This window comes from Kitasatospora sp. NPDC057595 (genome assembly GCF_042800875.1).
Classification (GTDB): Bacteria; Actinomycetota; Actinomycetes; order Streptomycetales; family Streptomycetaceae; genus Kitasatospora.
On record NZ_JBHVGL010000033.1, the window covers coordinates 163 to 17946 of the forward strand.

General features: G+C 72.7%; 22 protein-coding genes and 1 pseudogene. 16 read left to right on the forward strand and 7 right to left on the reverse strand.

Annotated elements, in window-relative coordinates; translation table 11 throughout:
- Nucleotides 1–325, forward strand: a pseudogene (locus ACFU9E_RS32880) (hypothetical protein); the annotation flags it as partial.
- A 118-nt stretch (nt 326–443) separates the two neighbouring features.
- Here ACFU9E_RS32880 and ACFU9E_RS32885 read toward each other — a convergent pair.
- Both ACFU9E_RS32885 and ACFU9E_RS32890 read right to left on the reverse strand, forming a co-directional pair.
- Entirely contained in the window at nt 444–656 is a 213-nt protein-coding gene (locus ACFU9E_RS32885) for a DUF397 domain-containing protein (protein WP_380688703.1), read from the reverse strand.
- Nucleotides 653–1519, reverse strand: a complete 867-nt coding sequence (locus ACFU9E_RS32890) for a DUF5753 domain-containing protein (protein ID WP_380688705.1) — start codon at nt 1517–1519, stop codon at nt 653–655. Before ACFU9E_RS32890 ends, ACFU9E_RS32885 begins: the two co-directional genes overlap by 4 nt.
- A 209-nt stretch (nt 1520–1728) precedes the next feature.
- Between ACFU9E_RS32890 and ACFU9E_RS32895 the strand changes: the two genes are divergently transcribed.
- From ACFU9E_RS32895 to ACFU9E_RS32920, 6 genes are all read left to right on the forward strand, one after another.
- Entirely contained in the window at nt 1729–2169 is a 441-nt protein-coding gene (locus ACFU9E_RS32895) for an ATP-binding protein (RefSeq protein WP_380688707.1), read from the forward strand.
- A gap of 166 nt (nt 2170–2335) precedes the next feature.
- Nucleotides 2336–2704 carry a hypothetical protein gene (locus ACFU9E_RS32900; RefSeq protein ID WP_380688709.1) on the forward strand — a complete coding sequence of 123 codons (369 nt, stop codon included), beginning with the start codon at nt 2336–2338 and terminating at the stop codon, nt 2702–2704.
- 56 nt (nt 2705–2760) lie between these two features.
- Nucleotides 2761–3621, forward strand: a complete 861-nt coding sequence (locus tag ACFU9E_RS32905) for a hypothetical protein (protein WP_380715572.1) — start codon at nt 2761–2763, stop codon at nt 3619–3621.
- Complete coding sequence (locus ACFU9E_RS32910; protein ID WP_380688713.1) at nt 3618–3857, forward strand: hypothetical protein; 240 nt, start codon at nt 3618–3620, stop codon at nt 3855–3857. Before ACFU9E_RS32905 ends, ACFU9E_RS32910 begins: the two co-directional genes overlap by 4 nt.
- A gap of 59 nt (nt 3858–3916) precedes the next feature.
- Nucleotides 3917–4261, forward strand: coding sequence for a hypothetical protein (locus ACFU9E_RS32915; protein WP_380688715.1), 345 nt, complete (start codon nt 3917–3919; stop codon nt 4259–4261).
- 185 nt (nt 4262–4446) lie between these two features.
- Nucleotides 4447–5007: a helix-turn-helix domain-containing protein gene (locus ACFU9E_RS32920; RefSeq protein WP_380688717.1), complete on the forward strand. Its 561-nt coding sequence runs from the start codon at nt 4447–4449 to the stop codon at nt 5005–5007.
- A gap of 431 nt (nt 5008–5438) precedes the next feature.
- On the opposite strand, the gene ACFU9E_RS32925 is transcribed toward ACFU9E_RS32920, so the two are convergent.
- From ACFU9E_RS32925 to ACFU9E_RS32945, 5 genes are all read right to left on the reverse strand, one after another.
- Nucleotides 5439–6266, reverse strand: coding sequence for a hypothetical protein (locus ACFU9E_RS32925; RefSeq protein ID WP_380688442.1), 828 nt, complete (start codon nt 6264–6266; stop codon nt 5439–5441).
- An 8-nt stretch (nt 6267–6274) separates the two neighbouring features.
- Nucleotides 6275–6574, reverse strand: a complete 300-nt coding sequence (locus ACFU9E_RS32930; protein ID WP_380688440.1) for a hypothetical protein — start codon at nt 6572–6574, stop codon at nt 6275–6277.
- A 21-nt stretch (nt 6575–6595) separates the two neighbouring features.
- On the reverse strand, nt 6596–7714 hold the full coding sequence (locus tag ACFU9E_RS32935; RefSeq protein ID WP_380688438.1) for an exonuclease domain-containing protein: 1119 nt from the start codon (nt 7712–7714) through the stop codon (nt 6596–6598).
- Nucleotides 7715–7852: 138 nt separating this feature from the next.
- Nucleotides 7853–8425, reverse strand: a complete 573-nt coding sequence (locus ACFU9E_RS32940; RefSeq protein ID WP_380688436.1) for a hypothetical protein — start codon at nt 8423–8425, stop codon at nt 7853–7855.
- 67 nt (nt 8426–8492) lie between these two features.
- Entirely contained in the window at nt 8493–8789 is a 297-nt protein-coding gene (locus ACFU9E_RS32945; RefSeq protein WP_380688434.1) for a hypothetical protein, read from the reverse strand.
- Between the two features lie 137 nt (nt 8790–8926).
- Here ACFU9E_RS32945 and ACFU9E_RS32950 point away from each other — a divergent pair, with 137 nt between their 5' ends.
- The 9 genes from ACFU9E_RS32950 to ACFU9E_RS32990 all read left to right on the forward strand — a co-directional run bounded on the left by ACFU9E_RS32950 (nt 8927) and on the right by ACFU9E_RS32990 (nt 17668).
- Nucleotides 8927–9247: a hypothetical protein gene (locus tag ACFU9E_RS32950; RefSeq protein WP_380688432.1), complete on the forward strand. Its 321-nt coding sequence runs from the start codon at nt 8927–8929 to the stop codon at nt 9245–9247.
- A 142-nt stretch (nt 9248–9389) separates the two neighbouring features.
- The gene (locus ACFU9E_RS32955; protein ID WP_380688430.1) at nt 9390–9986 is read left to right on the forward strand and encodes a hypothetical protein; all 597 of its coding nucleotides are present in this window, start codon (nt 9390–9392) and stop codon (nt 9984–9986) included.
- A gap of 617 nt (nt 9987–10603) precedes the next feature.
- A complete protein-coding gene (locus tag ACFU9E_RS32960; RefSeq protein ID WP_380689545.1) occupies nt 10604–12250 on the forward strand; it encodes a ParB/RepB/Spo0J family partition protein in 1647 nt (548 codons plus the stop codon).
- A gap of 349 nt (nt 12251–12599) precedes the next feature.
- Nucleotides 12600–12839, forward strand: a complete 240-nt coding sequence (locus tag ACFU9E_RS32965; RefSeq protein ID WP_380689543.1) for a hypothetical protein — start codon at nt 12600–12602, stop codon at nt 12837–12839.
- 90 nt (nt 12840–12929) lie between these two features.
- The gene (locus tag ACFU9E_RS32970; protein WP_380689541.1) at nt 12930–13688 is read left to right on the forward strand and encodes a hypothetical protein; all 759 of its coding nucleotides are present in this window, start codon (nt 12930–12932) and stop codon (nt 13686–13688) included.
- A 184-nt stretch (nt 13689–13872) separates the two neighbouring features.
- Entirely contained in the window at nt 13873–14205 is a 333-nt protein-coding gene (locus ACFU9E_RS32975; protein WP_380715573.1) for a hypothetical protein, read from the forward strand.
- A gap of 84 nt (nt 14206–14289) precedes the next feature.
- The gene (locus tag ACFU9E_RS32980) at nt 14290–15288 is read left to right on the forward strand and encodes a DUF3560 domain-containing protein (protein ID WP_380690122.1); all 999 of its coding nucleotides are present in this window, start codon (nt 14290–14292) and stop codon (nt 15286–15288) included.
- A gap of 175 nt (nt 15289–15463) precedes the next feature.
- Complete coding sequence (locus tag ACFU9E_RS32985; RefSeq protein WP_380690124.1) at nt 15464–15670, forward strand: hypothetical protein; 207 nt, start codon at nt 15464–15466, stop codon at nt 15668–15670.
- Nucleotides 15671–16267: 597 nt separating this feature from the next.
- A complete protein-coding gene (locus ACFU9E_RS32990; RefSeq protein ID WP_380690282.1) occupies nt 16268–17668 on the forward strand; it encodes a hypothetical protein in 1401 nt (466 codons plus the stop codon).
- The last annotated feature ends 116 nt before the right edge of the window (nt 17669–17784 follow it).

The window sequence follows — 17784 nt, forward strand, 5'->3', positions numbered from 1 at the left end:
GGTCGAGGAGGCCGGCGCCGCCGCCGTCGCCGAGCAGCAGGCCGTGGCCGAGCGGGAAGCCGGCCGGGCCGACGCCGCCGAGGCCGAGGTGGCCGAGCTCCGCCAGCAGCTCGCCGCGGTCGAGGAGGCCGGCGCCGCCGCCGTCGCCGAGCAGCAGGCCGTGGCCGAGCGGGAAGCCGGCCGGGCCGACGCCGCCGAGGCCGAGGTGGCCGAGGCGGCCAAACCGGAGGCAGAGATGAAGGCAGCCGTCACCAAGAAACGAACCCAGCCCAAGCGGGCCGGTCGCGCCGCCCGGCGTCGTGGCACCGGTGAACCCAAGAGCTAAGCACGGAGGGGCCGACCTTGATCGAGGTCGGCCCCTCCGTGCTTAGCGTTAAGGAGTCAGCCCAATCCGTGAGATCAGTACGTGAGATCGGCGGCCCCTTAACCGTTTACAGTCGTCATTACTGCTCGAATTCCCCGGCCTTTACACTGCCGATGAACGCGCCCCAGGCGACGCTAGTGAAGACCAGTGCCGGGCCGTCGGGAGCTTTTGAATCCCTCACCGCTTGTGAACCGTCCGCCGCTGCGATCTCCACACAGTTGTTGTTGTTCCCGGAGAAGCTGGACTTTCGCCAGTCAAGCCCGGCGGCCGATGCGGATTCGATATGCGTCACGTCTGCGCCATTTCTGTCAGAGCCGTAGAGATCAAACGGCGGGAATTATCCACACTGGCCGCCGCCGCGTTCAAGCGCCGGAACAACGTGGTAAACGTCTGCACGTCCTTGTCAACTTCGTGATACACGGTGCTTCTCGGGGAATCCGCGTAGACCACGTCGGATTCCGATTGCCCCGGGAAACTCATGATGACGAACGGACCATACAGGCAGGCGTTCATCGGGTCACTCCGAGGAAGGATCTGCAGCTCGATATTCGCTTCTTCGCTCGCCGCGAGAAGGAACCTGAGCTGGTCCTCTATCACACCCCGACCGCCAACCCGAGTGTAGAGCACCGATTCGGAGAGGATCACCCACAGGTGTAGGGGCGCCGTCCGGGCCAGGACCTTCCGCCGTTCCGCGCGGACCGCAACCTGAGTTTCGATCGCTTCGTCCGGAGCGTCCGGCGCCTGCAGACGGATCAGAGCGCGCGTGTATTCCGGGGTCTGCAGCAGTCCCGGAATGAGATGCGTCTCGACGTTGTAAATATCGGACGCGTCGGATTCGACTGTCACATATGCCGCATAGGCCGAGTCGATGGAGTCTTTGTATCGATCCCACCAGCCTTTTCGGTTCGCGTTCCTGGCCAATGATTCCAACTGCTCGCGAACCGTGGCGTCCGTGACCCCGTAGAGGTCCAGCAGGGCGCGCAAATCCAGTAGCCGGACGCCGGACTGTGCGTTCTCCAGACGGGTCATTTTGGATTCCGCACAGCCGAGCGCTGCGGCGGCGTCCGCGTGCTTGAGGCCGGCCGCGACTCTGAGGTCTCTCAGCCATCGTGCGAGCCGTCTCTGACGGATCGTCGGATTGGCATTGATCGGCACGTCCTACCTCCCCTTTGGCCGGTGAGGGCCAGTCTGCCCGGTCCCCGGTGGACCGCACAACGAGCGTAAGGGGTCCACAAAGTAGGGACTTGACACTGTGGTGGCTCGATGGTGCAGAGTACCTACCAACGACACGCGCCGTGATGGGTTCATCACGAGTAGTGGATCTTGATGGTGCGTCAGCCCACGGTCACCGCCGGAGGGGACCTATGCGTGAGAGTCGGGCCAGATATCAGCGTCACCCCGCGTACGTCAAGGCAGCCCGCCTCAGGGCGGTGCAGACCGTTACCGAGTGGGGGCTGGCACCCCTGGCCGAGAGCGTCCGCTTGATCATCTCCGAGCTGGTGACCAACGCCGTGCACTACGGGACCGGGCGCCAGATCGTCGTTTCCTACCACGTTGACTCCGTCCGGCTGCGCGGCGAGGTCCGGGACCTCTCCGAGGCGATGCCCAGCCGACGACAGGCCACCGAGCGGTCCGAGTCGGGCCGAGGCCTGGGGATCGTGGAGCTCACCGCGGACCGGTGGGGCGTCGACGTCAAGGTCATCGGTAAAACCGTCTGGTTTGAAATCGATCTGCCGCTGGCCTCCGAGACTCCTCCGGCGGCGGTTGGCCCGGCCTCCGAAACTCCTCCGGTGGCGGCTACCTAGACCGCTGGCCGGTGCGGCTCCCCCGCCCCCGGCCAGCTCCGCGGCGTGTTTCCCCGGACACGCCGCCGACCGCCCCCGCCCGCTCCGTGTCCACAACACCGGAGGGCGGGGGCGGTCCCGACGACCACCACCACCAAGAGCACCACGACCAGCAGGAGCCCCCGTGTTGCTGTTAGAGCAGGGACCGCTGATGCCGACGGCGGACGCCTCGGTGACGTTCGAGTGCGTGGCGAGCGCGCGATGGGGATACCACCCCTCGCCCACCGTGCTGGCCCGCCGCACGATGCAGGCATACCCCCTGGCCCTGTGGTGGCTGCGACTGCGGGCCGAACAGCTCGCGACCCAACTGCCGCCCAGGTTCGCCCAGGCGGTCAGGGCCTGGCACGCCGACGCCGACGAGCACCGGCGCGTGCGGCACCTGCTCGCCCTCGGCGAGCCCTACGCGCTGCCGATCGACGGTGGCGACGCTGAGCACCTGCTCACCGCCAGGCCGCTGCAGCCGCCCGTGGACCCCCGACAGGCGGTGACCCGGTGATGACCCCCCGTCCGGCGGCCGGACCCGCCAGCCTGACCGACTTGCCGGTACCCGTCTTGTCCGTAGTCCGAGCCGGGGATCGGGTACTGCAGATCGGCCCCGGACCGGTCGCCGGCGCGCTCTGCGACCGAACCCGCAGGCCCGTCGCGAGCGTGCACGCCACCCTCGGCGACGTCGAGGCCGTACGGGCACCGCTCGGGCCCCACCGCCGCGCGGCGGGCGTCGTGGACGCCGTCGTGGGCGATCTCGTCGAGGGCCGGCCCGACATCGGCCCCGCGGACGTCATCCTGGTGACGGCCGCCGTAACCGGCCTGTCGCCGCGCTGGGTTGACCAGCTCGCGCCCGACGGCGTGATCATCGCGCCCCTGGCCCTCGGCGGCCTGCACCCGTGGGTGATCGTGGGCCGGGACGTGCGTGACGGCCTGTTGTACGGATGCGTGCTGGCCGTAGACCCGCCGGGAGCCGGCCCCCGACCCGCCGCCGATACCCGGCTGTACGAGGCCCGCCAGGGCCTGGCCGAGCCGGACCCGGCGGCCCCGCCTCGGCGAGCGCAGCCCCTGCCGCCCTGCTGCACGCCCGAGCGGTACGTGGACCTGTGGGCGTGGCTGGCCGGCCAAGACGATCGGATCACCGCCGCGTCCGTTCGCAGTCTGGGGTGGGGCCCCGGGTGCGCGCTGACCGTTGGCGACTCCACCGTGCACGTCCGCCCGGACGGCCTCTGGCTGACCGACACCGAGCCGGTGACGCTGACGCTCGCCCAGTGCGTCGCGCAGTACGTCCAGGCGTGGGCGTCTCGCCGTCGGCCCGGTGCCGACGAGATGACGTGCCGGATCGGTCAGCCGCCGGAGGCCCCCGCGGACGCGCCGTTCGTCGCCACCGGCTGGACGGCCGGACGTCCTGTCACCCTGCCCCGGTGACGGCCGCCTCCATCCCCCGGGTGCCCCGATGGCCGCCGGCCCGCCGGCTCTATGACGTCGTGCACACCCTCGCCTGGCGCTGGACCTACTACCGTGACCCGGCCGCAGTGCTGGGCCGGGTCGAGGAGGAAGCCGCCTGCCTGGCCCGAGGGACCACGAGCCGACGGCCACCCGCCAGCCGGCTCGTCTGCCAGTACTGCCACCCGCTCAGCAACTACCCCATGGAGAGCCAATGACCGAGCACCTGCCCGCGGCCGCCACCCCCCAGGCTCTTGTCCCAGTCGCTCCACACCCAGTGGAACGCACCCTGGCGAACGACCTCATCAGGGCGTCCCAGAGCATCCGCTCGATGGACACCGAGGAGTCGGACGTTTCCATCGTGGCCCATGTCGCGATCCTCTGCACCGGCCCGACCGCGGCGGACGCCCTCCAGTCCGCGACGAACTGGGCTCGCCAGGCGACCACCGCCGAGGTGCATGCCCTCGCCATCGCCCGCGTCCCGGGCCCGCGCCCCGGCGCCTCCCAGGTCTGCCTCACCCTCACCGTCTCGTACCCCGACCCGGAGACCGGCGAATTCACCGGCGAGACTCACCACGCCGCCCATCCCCGCCTCAGGACCAGCAACGGCACAGCCGGCTGATCCCAGCCCGCGGGCAGACCCCGGGCCCCCGGACACCGGGCAGCACGAGCGGAATCGACGCCCCGGACACCGGGCAGCACGAGCGGAATCGACGCCCGCTCGTAGCGCCCGTTCGGGGGCCCGCTGTTCTGCCCGCCGCTCTGGCACCCCCGCGTCCGTTCCGTCCACAGAGGAGAGCCCACCCGTTGAACGCCTACGACTTCGACCCGGCGAAGTTGCGGACCGCGCGCACAGCTGCCCGCATCTCGGTCGCCCGGATCGGCCACGAGGTCGGTGTCAGCGCCCAGACCGTGACGCGCTATCTGGCCGGGACGCGTGCGCCGGAGCTGCAGTTGCTACCGCGCCTGGCGGAAGCGGTGGGCGTCGCCCCCGCCGACCTGTGCACCGTCGAACACGAGCGCCTGCGCCTGATCCACCTGAGGGCGTTCACCGGCCGCAGCGGCGCCGAGATGGCCCACGTACTCGGCATCGCAGAGGAGACCTATCGGCGGTGGGAGACCACCGGACGCCACGGCCTCCGCCCCCACTACGACGCCGACCGTGACGAATGGATCGAGTGGGAGGATCGGGCTGCCCCAGCGTTCGCAACGACGCCCAAGCGGCTGCGGGCCGCCCAGCTCCACACCGAGGCCTACTGGCCACTGCTGCAGGAACTGCGTTGGCAACGGACCCGAGAGGCACGACCCGAGTGGGCCGCCATGGTGGAGACGATCGCCGAAAACGCCCCCGGCCGCCCAAGTCACTGACACGTCTGTGAGGGCGGCGCGCATTTGGTGCTGCAGGTCACCGACTCCCCAGAACGCCGGCGCCGAAGAAGGCGGGAAGCGGCGCCCGCCGCCGGGGCGGGCGCCGCACCGTTCACCGCGAGCCGCCGGGCGGGAGCGCGCGGCGGCCGCCGCCGAGGCCCTGGCGGCCGTCGAGGCCGCCGCCGACCGGGGCACCGCCAGGTCGACGCGGCCGCCGCCGCGGTGGCCGCGGAGGCCCCTGCACAGCGCCGCCGAGTGGTCGCGTCGGTCCCCGCCGCCGAAGTGCACAGCGTGCAGGGCCGGCGAGCACCGGCGCGACACCCACCAACCGGGGGCGGCCCCCACGTCCTGTTCAGCAGGCCCGCGAGCTGATCCACCCGCGCACCGGCGACGGCCGGCCCCGGAACCTCCCCAGGGCCGGCCGTCGCCCTTCATCCGCGCGACCAGTCCAGGGACGCGTACGGCGCGAGGTAGCCCACGGCGGTCGGTGGGTCGAAGACCGCCACGAGGTCACCGTGGCGAGCGGCCAGGACGGCGGAGCAGGCCGGACACACCGGCGAGTCCTCCCACCGGTCGGCGAGCCGTGCCGACCACACCGTGAGGCAGCGGGAGCACGTCCGGTCCGCCTGCTCGGCACGGCAGGGTGCACACAGCCGGCCCGGTAGGGTCACGCTGGAGTCGGCGCCGCAGCGGCGGCAGATCCGGCGTTCGGCATACAGCGCCCGCTCGGTGGCGGTGGCGCGCAGGGCGCGCGCGTGAGCCGGGGAGTACAGCGGCACCAGCTCACCGGCCCGCCGGCCCGCTTCGTAGCCGACCGCGGACTGACCGGGGGCCAGCCCGAGCCCGGCGAGCCGCAGCCGTTCCTCCGTCCACATGTAGGCCGGCGCCCGGCCCCGCTGCCAGTGCCGCACGGAGCCGCGGGCCACCGGGATGGACAGCGGGACGAGCCCGAACAGGGCCTGGCCGTCGCCGACGCCGGCGGCCGCCGCGCGGGCGGCCAGGCCGTCGGCACTGTGCTGCAGAAGAGCGGCGCACCTGCTCACCGCATCCGCGTCGTGGGCGTCGTCGTCGGCGGCCAGGGCCAGGACCCGCCGGCCGGCGCGGTCGAGGGCGGCGGCGGCCAGCAGGTCGAAGAGGGCGTCAGCCTGGCCGCCGCGCAGGCCGGCCGCCTCGGCGGCGGCGGCCAGGACCCGGCGGGCATGGGCAGCGTCCGCATCCAGCACGGTCACGTCCGAGTCGGCGAGCAGCGGAACTCGCACCGCACCGTTCACCGCGAGCCGCCGGGCGGGAGCGCGCGGCGGCCGTCGTTGAGGCCCTGGCGGCCGGGCCGGGCCGACCGGTCCGCCCGCTCCGAGCAGGCCCAGACCGGCCCCGGCGGGTCGTCCGCCGACCCGCCGGCCGTCGAGGCCGCCGCCGACCGGGGCAACGACAGGTCGAACACCACCCGCCCGCCACCGCCGCGGTGACCCAGTTCGGTGGTGTCGCCCACCACCAGGTCCGGGCACTGCTCCAGATAGGGCAGCAGCACCGCCAGGACGTCCCGCACCCTGGCGGCGTCATCCCCCATCACCCGCACCTGCACCATCACCTACACCTCTCCCTCGGACGGACCGCCGTCGGCCGCCATCTCCCTCAGCCGAACCACGACCTGCCGGCAGTCCCCGAGCGCTCGGTGCGGCCCCCCCAGCTTCTGCCACCGGAAATCCCCGCGGTACTCGTCCCAGGCCCCAAAGCACCGCGCGTGCTGACGCATCACACACGACACCCTGTCCTGCGGCAGGTACGAGGCCATCCACTTTTCCACCTGCCGTTCCCGAGCCCAGAACGCCTCCCAGTCCGGACTCCACTCCGGCCCCGCCCCCTCCGGGCGCCGCTGCGGCCCGTCGACGTCCACCAGTCGCGACATCTCCCGGCCCACCACGCCCACGTCGAACGGTGCGTTCCAGATCAGCACCCGTCGGCCCCGCAGCACCTCCTCCAACCGGGCCACGACGTCGCCAAATACCGGCGCCCCCCGCACCATCTCGTCCGTGATCCCGTGGACCTCCGTCGCCTCCTCCGGGATCGGCATCTGCGGGTCCACCAGCGTGTCCAGCAGCACCTCCCCGTCCAGCCGCATCACCGTCAGGTCCACCACGTACCCCGACAGCCCCGTGGTCTCCGCGTCGACCACGACCGGCAGCAACCCGGCCGCCCCCTCCAGAGGCAGACCCACCGGCCCGTCCACCAGCTCCAGCAAGCCGGCCGCCCACCGCGAGGCCGACCGCTTCGCCTCCACCAGCATCTCCGCGTGCTCCCGCCGGGCCGCCTGCCGCCGCTCGGCCGCCTCCCGCTCCCGACGCTCCCACCGAGCCGGCCCACAGCCGTCGCACACCGGCACCCCCTCCCACGACGGGTACCAGCGCACCCGCGCCACCTCACACTCCACACACGGCGCGGTGTTCGCGAGCAACCGGCCCCTCGCCAGGTTCTCCCGCTGGCGCTCGGTCAACGACCGCACCGGCCGGGCCGTCGCCGGATCGAACAGCGGGCACGTCCCGTGGTGCTCGTTGTAGTGCAGCCAGCCCGCCGGTTGCAGACCCGCCTCACTCAGCCCCTGCGCCCGCAACTGGGCACGGGTCAGCAGATGCGCCGGAGCCCTGTTCGACCGGTAGGTGTGCCGGCCGTCCGCCGACTCATGCAGCACATCACCAAGATCACGCGGCATATTTCCATCTCCCTTCCAGAGAGTAATTCGACCGCACCACACAAATACACCAAAGGAAAGCCGCACGCAACCGAAACACGAAATCAAACAGCATTTCGGAGAAAGGGCTAGCAAGCCGGAGACAGTAAAGGACATCCTTTACTGCGGTCCGGCGGGCACCGGCCCGTACCGGGCCAGCGCCTCCCGCACGATCCGGCCCACCGGATACAGCTGGGCCGCGAGCCGCAGCCGCTCGGCGTGCTCCTCATCGCTCAGGCTCAGCACCCGCTGCCCGATTAGGCCCCGTTCCTCCAGAGCGGTCAGCGGCCCCTCGCTCAGCCGCCAGGAGATCGTACGCAGCCGCAGCACCATGGCCGACGGCAGGGAGTACCGGCGCTGAACCAACCGCTGGCCGGTCGTCGGGCCCGGCCAGGCTCCCGACAGCGAGAGCCGGGCGAGCTCCGCCGGCGTCAGCCCTTTCCAGGGGCCGGCCAGGTCCTCCTCCGCCAGCCTCTCCTCCAGGGCCCGGCCCACCACCGCGCTGATCGACGGCCACCGCTCGGCCCGCACCGCCGCCGCCCGCACGCGCGCGTCACGTTTTCGCATTCCCCCGCGCACGAGGTCAGCCACGAAATCAGCCTCCTCTCCACGCTGGTTCTCCGCCATTTTCGACAACAATTTCGCCGACTCGAACTGAACCCACACGGTAATCGGCAACGAATTGTTCTGCATTAAAGGACATCCTTTATTCTTGCCGGCGTTCGGAACTCGGAACGACGCCGGGCACCAGGCCGAGGGGTCAGCCGGCGAGGAGCGGCTGTTCAGCGGCCGCTCGCCTGACGGCATCGTGCACGCGCTCCCACAGCTCGCGGTCGGAATCGAGCTCGCTGCCACCGAGGAACCAGAGCTGGGCGTCCGTCACCCGCAGAGCCACGTCCCAGGACCGCCGGGCCGGGCCCGCGGTCGAATCCCGAGCGCGCCGTATCAGCGGGAGCAGGTCGCGTACCGCCAGCGGCCCCGACGACGGCGTGAGCCACCCGCCGGCCGCCAGCTCCAGCCGGACAAGGAGATCCGGGACATAGCGGTCATCCTCCACCGCGCCAGCATCCCACACCACCCCCGCCGCCATGCGCCATCCGGGTGAACCCGGACAACCCGAGCGGGCAGACCCCGGTTCCCCGAGTACGCCGCCAAGTCCCGCGGCCCGGAGCCGACTTCCCGGAGGACCCAGCCGTGCTGACACCCCGCCGACTCGCCGCCGCCACCACGGCCGCCGCCACCGTCCTGACTATGCTGGCCACCACCGCCGCCGCCCAGACCCGCACCATGCACCGCGGCGTCGACGGCTGCATCGCCTGGAGCTACGACGACGACGGATGGCTGACCACCACCGTCTACCTGCACAACCGCTGCGACCACCCCCGGATGGCCTACATCGCGTGGAAGTGGAACGGTTTGAAGCGCAGTGAAGTCCGCCTGCCCGCCGACGCCAAGGCACGCGAGGAACGCCGCAGCGACGTCAAAACGATCTACGACGGCGGCGCCACCGCCTGACCCCACGCGTCGCCGACCAGGGGCACTACCGAGCGGCCACCGGCGATGTCGACCAACCAGCTTCCACGCCGCCATGCTGGCAGGGCCGGGGGCTTCCGCAGCTGCCGCCGGCCACCACCACGACGAAGGAGAGCACCAAGCGATGACGCGAGTGCAGGAGGCCCAGGACCAACTGGACCGGCTGGTCCGGTACGTCGACCAGTTCAGCGACGACCAGTACTCCACCCGGTGGTCACCCGAGCGCCGCCACGCATGGGTAGCCGCGACCGCCGACATGGTCCACCACCCGGACCGGAGCCGCACCTTCGGACCGAACACCCCCGTCCCGGACTGGGCCCGGACCGAGTTCGACGGCCGGCTGCGGGAAGGCGAAATTCCGACGCTGACGCTCGGCAAGGTGCCCGACTTCATCGACTGGCCCCGGATCGTGCGCGAGCACCCGGTGCAACTGGTGAACGGCTACTACGACCAGGAGCCGGACGGCGCCGCCATCATCGAGGCCCACGAAATGCTGACCACCTCCGGGTTCGAGCCGTGGTTGGACACCGAAATCATCCTGGTCGGCGTCGCCGCTGACGGGACGCTGGAGCTCCGCCTGGACGCCGGCGCGATCCACGCCGAAGGCCAGATGGACCACAACTTGGTCGCGGCCGTGCACCGCGTACTCGGCGAGGAAACCCGGGTGAACCCCGACTACGGGTCCAAGGGCGAGCGGATCACCGAATGGTGGTGGTACTGACCACCGCAAGGTGATCTTGAACTCCTGGGGGTGGTGGCTCATCCGGATGATGCCGACCGGGCCGGACGCTCGCCCGTGCTGCCCCGCAGGGCGCGCGGCCGGTTCGCTGAAGTGCCGGCCTCGGAGCCTTCCGGTTCCCTCCGGGGGCCCTCCGGGGGGCGCCAAGGCGGCCGAGGGAGCCCGGCCCCCGGCCGGTGGGTGGCGGGGGCGGGTGCCGTGGGTGCGGGCGGGTGGGGGGTTGCTGCCTCGGGGTGGTCGGCCCGGCTCCCCCGTCACCCGGGCACCCGAGGCAGCCACCGAACCCCCGGGGGGTCAACTCGCCCAAAAGCACGGCGAGTTGACCCCCCGGAGAACCGGTGGCAGGGCAGAGAGCCTGCCCGAGCGACGGGGGAGCCGAACCGCCCACCAGCCCGACCCCTGCCGGAGGACCGGCGGCCGCCGGACCCGCCCCCGGCACGGCCCCCGACCAGCGAAAACACCCCCATTCAGACCTTGCCCAGAGTGGACACCACCCCCAGAACCATGGTTTAATTGAGTCATCAAGGCGGGGAGGGCAACCCCCGCCGAGACCCCCGGCCAACCGGCCGGGAGGAACACCACCACCGGGAGAACAACCCTTGACCGCCACCGCCACCCCCGCACGCAAGGCCGCCGCCAGGCGCAAGAAGCCGGCCGCCCCCGCCCCCGTGTGGGCGCGCGCGCTCGTCGCGGACCTCATCGCCCACGGCAACGTCCCGGCCGCCGCCGATCCGGAGCTGACCGCCGACATCACCAAGCACGGCATCACCGACCCGCTGTGGATCGAGGAGCGCACCGACGGCACCCTGCGTGTCCTGGACGGACTGCGCCGCCTGGCCGCCGCCGCCGCCGCCGGACTGGAGTCCGTCCCCTACTCCCCGCTCCCGCAGATCCGCATCACCGAGCTGACGGCCCACCCCGGCAATCTCCGCGAGGACCTGAAGCTCACGGCGGCATTCATCGCGAGCCTGAGCCGGGGCGTGGACATCCGGCTGCGGATCACCCAGGGCGAGGACGGGCGGCCCCTGGTGGTCGACGGACACCGCCGACTCGCCGGAGCGAAGCGGGCCGGACTGAGCCACGTGCCCTACGAGTGGGTGAGGGCCGACGCCGCCGGACAGCGGCTGGAGATGCTGAGCACCGCCGTTCACCGCGAGCCGCTGAAGGAGAGCGAACAGCTCGCCGGCCTCTTCTCCGCCGCCGAGCTCGGCGCGAGCACCGCCGACATCGCCACCGCGTCCGGCCGCACCCAGAAAGACGTCAAGCGGGTTGTCACGGCCAGCGGCATCAACCCCGTGAAGGCCCTGCGCTCCGCCGTGCCCGCCATCGCGCTGACCCTGGACCAGATGGAGGCGATGGCCGATCTTGAGGACGACCCCGCCACCATGGAGTCGCTGGCCCAGGTAGCCGCCGGTGGCGGGAACCTGACGTTCGCGATCAACCACGCCCGCACCCGTCAGAGGGCCGACCGCGCGGCGGCCGAGCACCGTGCCGAACTGGCCGAGGCCGGAGCCCGGATCCGTGAGACTGACGAGCTGAGCGAGAAATCGTCCCGGCTGACGTACCTGCGGGACGCGGACGGCAGGGCCATCGACCCGGCGGACCACGCCGCCACGTGCCGGGGCGCCGTGTGGGTCCGCTCCTACGGCAGCGAGCGCTACACCCAGTTCTGCGTCAACTGGGCGCTCTACGAGCACCGAATCGTCCTGCCGAACGAGGGCAAGCCCCGGCGTACCGCTGCTGAGGCGGCCGCCATCAAGGCGGGGAACATCGAATGGCAGGCCGCCACCGAGACCCGCCGGGCATGGCTGAAAGCGCTCTTCGCCAAGGGCCGCAAGTACAGCGCGAAGGAGGCCGCCGCGCTGCAGCGGGCCGTCAGCATGGCGCTCATCGGGGGATTTGCCAGCATCCCCGGCAGGTACGGCGACCACCGCACCCTGCGCGTGCTCGGTGAACTGCTCGGCGTGCCGGCCGTCGGCAACGGCGCGCATCTGACGGACGCCGATTTCGCCAAGCTCGCGGACACGGCCACCGCCGCCCGCGTGACGGCGCTCGGGCTCGCCCGGCTGACCGCGTGCGGGGAGATGGACGCCACCAAGGAGGCATGGCGTACCGACCCGGGCGCCAACCAGGGCCGCCGGGACAAGACGCGCCAGTACCTGCGGATCCTGGCCGACCTTGGCTACGAGCCCGTACCGATCGAGCGGGCCGTTTTGGACGACAAGCCCTACAAGCCCAAGGTCTGACGACCATCAGCCCGGGGCGGGCACCCCGCCCGCCCCGGCCGACGGCGCCAACTCAACTACCAGAAAAGGGAATCGCCATGGACTGTTTCACCTGTGAGGACGGCCGGTTCCGGTGCCCCCGCGACGAGGGCAGGCCCGGACGGTGCGGCATGCTGACCGAGTCCGAGCGGCAGGCCCAGTACGAGGCGTGCGACCTAGACGACCTGTCCCCGTCCGACGCCGCATGGTGACTGGACCCACGACCAAAAGCATGGTTTAATTGAGTCATCAAGGCGGGGAGGGCAACCCCCGCCGACCGCCCGGGGCCCACCGGCCCCGGGCACCCACCACCACCGACAGGAGTAACACGATGAACGCCAGGGCCTACCGCTTCGCCGCCCCGCTCGCCGCCGGACTCGACCTTGCCGAGCTGCTGCTGAGCGGAGAGATCACCGCCGTGTCCTACGGCCCCGACGGGTGGACCGCCACCCCCGCCGCCGGCGCCGCCCCCCGCCGCCTGCCGACCCCCGAGCACGTCAGGGCGTTCGGCGAGTACACCCGCGCCCGCGTCGCCGCCACCACGCGGGCGGCCGCCCCGATCGCCAGCTGACACCCGTTCACCAGCCGCCCGGCGGGACGCGGAGGGCAACCCGCCCCCGCCGGGCCCCCACCCACCACCACCGAGAGGGACCACCCCGCCATGAACGCCACCCCCCAGCACCACCCCGACCAGCCCCTGACCGAGGCGGTGTCCACCGCCCTCGCCCACCACGGCATCCAGGTCGAGCGCCACGGCCCCGGCGGGAGCCTCGGGCACTGGCTGACCACCCGCCTGCCCGACGGCGCTGAAATCGCCATCGAGGACGGACACGGCTACCTCCCCGGCACCCTCGCCCAGTACGGCCGTCTGCGCGCCATCTACCAGCCCGCCCGCCACGAGGACGCCGCCGACTACGCCACCCAGGTCTACCGCTCGCCCACCGCCGACGAGAGCGGCAACTCCCTCGCCCGCTTCATCGCCCACATCGACACCCTCGCCACCGTCATCATCGCCTGCCACCACCAGGCCGAGGCCCGCGCGCTGTGGGTGCGCCCCCGCCTGGACCCCGACCGCCTCACCCCCGCCCACAGCGACACCCGCACCACCGCCCGGCTCCACCGCGCCGCCGACCGCACGACCAGCCTCACCGTCACCACCACCGTCCGCATGGACGCCCAGGCGCTCGCCGCCAAGCTCCATGACGCCTACTGGAGCACCGGCGAGGACGGCGAAGCCCTGCCGACCCTCACCCGGCACCAGGTGCTCGACATCGTCGGCCGGCTCGCCGACGACTGCGCCGACGGTTGGCACCAGTCGATGAACGGCCCCGGCGAGCGGGCCCACGACCAGGTCACCGCATGGGCCGACGCCCAGATCCGCAGGCTCTTCCCCGAGCTGACCTGGCCCCAGGAGGACTGACCGCCCGCCCCGGCGGGACGCGGGCCACCACCCGCGCCCCGCCGGACACCACCCCCCGCAGCCCCGCCCGCCCGGCCGACCAGGCCGGCCCCGGCGCGGGATCCGGGGACGGGCGGCATCGAGCCGCCCGTCCCCGGGCTACCGCCTGCCCCGCCCCCGTCCGCACCACCACCCGAGGAACCCCATGCCCAGGTTCGACACGCAGACCGTGCACCGCCTGTTCGCCGACCGCCTCACCCGCGTCGGCATCCCCGCCGAGGCCTGCCACCTCGGCGACGACTGGTCCGTCGCCGTCCCGATCACGCTGGACGACCAGGACGCCGAGCTGTACCTGCGCTGCTACCCCCAGGGCGGCATGGACTGGCAGATCGAGACCGACACCGCCACCGCGTACGGCACGTGGCCGCCCCTCCGTGGCCGCTGGGGAGCGCTCAGGGACCACCACACCCTCAACCGCGAGCGCCTGCGGACCGCGATGCGCCGACGCGGAGCCACCTTCGGCCACCACCCCGCCTAGCCCGCCACCCCCGCGGGAGGGCAACCCCGCGCACCCCGGCCGGGCCACCACGGCCCGGCCGGCCACCACCGAGAGGAACAACCCGTGGCACAGCTGACCATCCACCACACCCGCCGGGACGGCACCCTACTGACCGGCACCGAACGGGGCGACGGCACCGCCGCCATCCTCCACCCGACCCGCTTCCGCTACTCCGGCAACGTCGGCTGGTACATCCCCAGCAGCCGCGACCGCGCCGCCGACCGCTACCACATCGACCGGGCTGCCGAGGCACTGCGCTCCGCCGGCCACCAGGTCGACATCATCATTGACGAGGACACCGCCCGCCCCTTCGCCGAGGCCGAGGCCGAGCGCCTGGCCGCCGCCGCATCCCGCGCCGAGCGGTTCGCCAACCGGGCCAACCGCGCCACCGCCACCGGCGAGGCTCTGATCGCCCGCGCCGACGAGGGGTTCAGCCGCATCCCCCCCGGCCAGCCGATCCTCATCGGCCACCACTCCGAGCAGCGCGACCGCAACCACCGCGAGCGCCTGCACACCACCGAGCGGCGGGGCCGCGACGAGCTCAAGCGCGGCCAGCACTGGGACAACCGCGCCCAGGCCGCCGCCGCCTACGAGCAGAACCGCTACGACATCCCCACCACCCTCCGCCGAATCGAGACGCTCCAGGCCGCCGACCGCCACGACGCCCGCGCCCTCGCCAAGCTCGCGGGCAAAGACGACCCCGCCGTCACCGAGTACCGCGCCGAGCTCCAGCGCCGCACCGCCGAGCGCGCCGAGGAACTGGCGCACTGGCGCAGGGTCGTCGCCGACGCCGAAGCGGCCGGCGCCAAGCTCTGGCGACCGGGCGACTTCCGCCCCGGCGATCTGGTCCAGATCGGAGGCGGCCGCTGGTGGGAGGTCATCAGGGTGAACGCCAAATCGCTGACCGTCCCCGGCGGACCCGACATGCGCCCCGTCGTCACCGTCGCCGGACGCGGCTTCGCCTGGAACGACCGCGCCCCCTACGACAAAGTGACCGGCCACCGCCCCGCCCAGAACACCGGCGGCGAGAGCCCCGCCGCCGTCGACCCGCAGCCCGCGTAGCCGCCACAAGCCATCAAAACTGTTGTTTAATTGAGTCATCACGGCGGGTGTCGTTCGCCCGGCACCCGCCGCACACCCCGGAATTGCCCTGCCCGCCGGCCCGTGCCCGACGAAGGCCGACCGGCAGGCAGGGGAGCGCCGGGACGGCCCCGGCCTCCAGCAGGAGGCAGACACCATGGCGAACGACAACACCGACAACAACGTCACCGAGACCACCGTGACGAACGGCAGCATCGTGCAGATCGGCACCCTGACCGGCCCGCTCAACACCGGCAACGGCCCTCAGATCAACGCCAGCAGCAACGGCGGCGTCACGTTCAACGGCGACAACAACACCTTCAGCGGCACCATCGTGACCAAGTCGAGCCGCCGTCGCCCCTGACCCGCAAGCCCTCGCGGGAGGGCGACCCTGCGCCCCCGGCCGCCGCCGGCCCCACGGGGCCGGCGGGCCGGTCCGGCGAACCGCCGGCGGTGGAGCCGTCCGGTTTCGTCGGTTCCCTCCGGGGGCCCTCCGGGGGGCGCCAAGGCGGCCGAGGGAGCCCGGCCCCCGGCCGGTGGGTGGCGGGGGCGGGTGCCGTGGGTGCGGGCGGGTGGGGGGTTGCTGCCTCGGGGTGGTCGGCCCGGCTCCCCCGTCACCCGGGCACCCGAGGCAGCCACCGAACCCCCGGGGGGTCAACTCGCCCAAAAGCACGGCGAGTTGACCCCCCGGAGAACCGGTGGCAGGGCAGAGAGCCTGCCCGAGCGACGGGGGAGCCGAACCGCCCACCAGCCCGACCCCTGCCGGAGGACCGGCGGCCGCCGGACCCGCCCCCGGCACGGCCCCCGACCAGCGAAAACACCCCCATTCAGACCTTGCCCAGAGTGGACACCACCCCCAGAACCATGGTTTAATTGAGTCATCAAGGCGGGGAGGGCAACCCCCGCCGAGACCCCCGGCCAACCGGCCGGGAGGAACACCACCACCGGGAGAACAACCCACATGAGCACCATCCCCACCGGCGCGGCCAAGCTCGCCAAGGCCGCCGAGGCCAACGGCTGGACCGTCACCCAGACGCGTAGCGACGCCGCCGGGCCCGACGCCACCTACCTCGTGCACGCCGAGCGCGGCGCCGACCGGGTGTCCGCGAGCTGGACCCGCCAGCGCGCCCGTTGGGTGCCCACCGGCAAGGCGAGCGTCCGGATCGGCAGCCGAATCGCCGCCGCCACCCTCACCGCCCTTGCCGACATCCTCACCGCCCCCGCGCAGGAGCAGGCCCCCGCCGAGCAGGCCCCGGCCGTCCCGGCTGTTCCGGCCGACGCTGCCCAGCTCGCCGCCACCGCCACCGCCGCCAACTGGACCGTGCGCATCGACACCTGCGGAGACGACACCCGCCGCGTCCACGTCCTGACCGGCGGCAACGGCTACGGCGAGGAATTCCAGGCCAGTTGGGCCCGCACCGCCACCACCCCGTGGGCGCTCGACAGCAGCCCCGCGTTCCACACCGACGGCCAGTGGAGGCCCTGCAGCGTGACCGAGCTCACCACGGTGATCAAGGGCAACCCCGGTGAGGGCCCCACCCCCGTCGAGCCCGCCGGAATCGGCGACTGCCTGTGGCACGGCGACGACGCCGTGACCGGCGTCCGCCTCTACAGCACCCCCGACGCCGACGGGTGGCTGACCAAGCGGTGCGGCGGGTGCACCACCCGCATCACCGGCCGCCCCGCCACCGACCTGCCCTACTGGCGACTGACCGACGACGAGCGCGCCACCATCGTCCGCGCCGTCCACGACCAGGTCACCGCCGCCCGCCGCGCCGCCGCCACCGCATGGGCCGGAGACATGCTGTGGGGCCACGACATCGACATCCCGGCCCAGTTCGCCGACGAGTACGCCCGCGTGTCGACGATCGACCCCGCCACCGCCTACGTCCGGTGGGCCGACGAGCACGGCCGCCGCCTCACCCCGGCCGAGCGGACCGCGTTCGGGCTCGCCCCCGCCACGTGGCAGTGCGCCGCCTGCCACACCGCCAACCCCCAGGGCGAGGAGGCGTGCACCGTCTGCGAGGCCGCACACCCCGCCGACACCACAGGCCACGACGCCTACCCCGAGGCCGACGCCGAGACCGCCCAGCCCAGCCCCCTCGCCCACGCCCAGACCACCGGCACCTACACCATGAAGCGCGTCACCACCGGCACATGGCACGTCACCTACCGGGGCCAGCTCTACCGCGTGCGCCGCCGCCCCGGCCGGATCGCCTACGTCGTCCACCACCTCGTCGCCGGACTCCCGGCCCACCGCCTCGGCGGCACCCACGGAACCTTCACCAGCCTCACCCAGGCCGTGAACGTCCTCAAGCACCACGCCGACCGCCTCACCGAAGCCCGCTACGCGACCGTCTGACCACCCGCCGGTCCCCGGGCACCACCGCCCGGGGACCGGCCCCCGGCCCCGGCGGCGGGGACCGGTCCGGGGCGGCATCGAGCCGCCCCGGACCGGGGCTGACGCCCCGCACGGCA